Genomic DNA, 2,002 nt, shown 5'->3' with positions numbered 1-2,002 from the left:
TATAATCCCATCTTTGACAGTTAAAAAATGAAAAAGCGGCTACAAACCCAGTAAACATGTGGGTGTAGCCGTTTCCTTGTTTGCATCGATATGTGCTATTTTTCTGTTTATACTATTTTTTCGCTTTTGTTTCTTTTATAATTGTCCTCATTGTAGATTTACGCATGAATTCGTAATCCGTACGGAATCCAAAAGAGTTATGTAGATTGTCTGTTAACTTTGTCCGTTTATAAGATGGAATGTAACCACTGTCTTTGGATAAAAGTGTAACATTCATATTTCTTAAAGTCTCTAAAATCTGATTACAGGTAAACTGTTCGCCAAGTTTCTTTTCTAATAATCGATAAACCAATAAGCTGATGAAACAAGTCAGGAAATGTGCTTTGATACGATCCTCACGTCTGACAAACACAGGCCTTGCCTCGAACTCTGACTTCATGATTCTGAAGTTTTCTTCTATTTCCCAACGTTGTTTGTTGATATGAATGATTTCCCTGACATCTCCCTCGAGATTTGTAATAACTGCATAAAATCCATCATACATAGATTCTTCTAGGATTTTAGATTCATCTAATTGATAAATATTTTTTTGAGCTATTTCGCCATCGTCTGTAATCGCTGTTTTTTGGATGAAACGAGCCGGATCATTTGGCCCCTTTCCTTTTCTGTTTTTATCAGAAGACTGTATCCTTTTTTTTGCTCGATCGATCTGAGCATTACGAATCTTACTTTGATAAGCTTTATATTTAGGAGAATAGATAATAATGACTGTTTCATCCATATCGCCTGTTACAAGGGGATACTCTTTATAATAAATAGTGTTGTATACCTCTGGATCTGATTCATCAAGCGTCCGCAGGTCGATTAGTTTGTTGGAACCCGGAACCTTAAATTGAGTTGGCAGGAGTGCGAAATCACGTTCTTCTTTTTTCATTTTTTTCAAAGAATAAGTGATTACATAAGAACGGTTACCAAAACTGTTCAGAAAACGATTCTTTTTTCCGGCTAAACCAGCATCTGAACAAAAGATAAATTCACTGCAATTAAAATCTTTGATTACTTTCTGTTCGATTGGTTTTAGTGTAAGCTGCTCGTTTTGATTTCCAGGAAATATATCAAATGCCAAAGGAATACCATCTGCATCCATAAAAAGCCCCATGGTTACGATTGGATTTGGACGATGCTCTTTACTTTTCCCGTATTTTTTCATGCCATCTTCCGCTTCAATTTCGAAATAATAGTTCGTGCAATCATAATATAAAATCTTAGAATTACGTGGATGGACAAAGTTAGAATTCTTGTACAATTCCTCCTGAATAAAGTCAGACTCCTCAGCAAGAACGGATAAAGCACGATAAAGATCCTGGAGGGAATACTTTGGAGGTTCTAATAAAGAATGACAGTACTTATAACTGCTGAGTTTGCTGGAAGGAGCCAGTATTCTTGCATAAATCAAATCTGTGAGGATTGCGTGGAAATCATAGGCAAACTTATGGTGATTACGTATGTTTCTGCAAATGTTATGCATTCTTAGTTCGCTGCATATCTTCTGTAAAAATAAATATCCGATATTAAATACGCGTTCTTCATCGAGAGGAATGCGAGCAAGTGGCGATAAGGATAGAGAGACTTTTTCTTTTTGTTGATTATAAGCAAGAGTTTCTTTTTCGGCTTCCTTTTTTGCCCAGTCCATTAAATCTTGTTCATTGCCTGAAAAGTGTTCTAAAAGAGTATTATATTTTCCCAGTTTTTTATAAATACGAGAAGATGTTTTTCCGTTATCTTTTCGATAAGATTGTTTGATATAAACATCTTGATTTCCTTTATTTCCGGTAATAGAAACGTACATCTGATAATTCCTCCAACCCTTTTTCTTTATTATACCACAAATAGTACAAAATAGCACGTACAAAATCATAAAATTTGACAAAAAAATAAGCCTTAAATGGCTTAAATAAAGGGTTTCTAAGGAAAGTTATAAAAATGATGTGTCAAACTCCCG

The 2,002-nt window shown here is 34.6% G+C and carries 1 protein-coding gene; it reads right to left on the bottom strand.

Going from position 1 to position 2,002, the window contains the following annotated elements; genetic code table 11:
* Nucleotides 1–112: 112 nt before the first annotated feature.
* A complete protein-coding gene (locus tag WKT01_RS13655) occupies nucleotides 113–1,849 on the bottom strand; it encodes an IS1634 family transposase (RefSeq protein ID WP_340312753.1) in 1,737 nt (578 codons plus the stop codon).
* Nucleotides 1,850–2,002 lie beyond the last annotated feature (153 nt).

Source organism: Mediterraneibacter sp. ICN-202921, assembly GCF_037890075.1.
Lineage (GTDB): Bacteria > Bacillota > Clostridia > Lachnospirales > Lachnospiraceae > Mediterraneibacter > Mediterraneibacter massiliensis.
Note: the sequence above shows the minus strand (reverse complement) of the source record. Positions and strands in the feature narration are given on the sequence as shown.

Excerpts from the sequence above, each read along its gene's own strand:
- WKT01_RS13655 (WP_340312753.1), bottom strand. The coding sequence starts at position 1,849 with ATGTACGTTTCTATTACCGGAAATAAAGGAAATCAAGATGTTTATATC.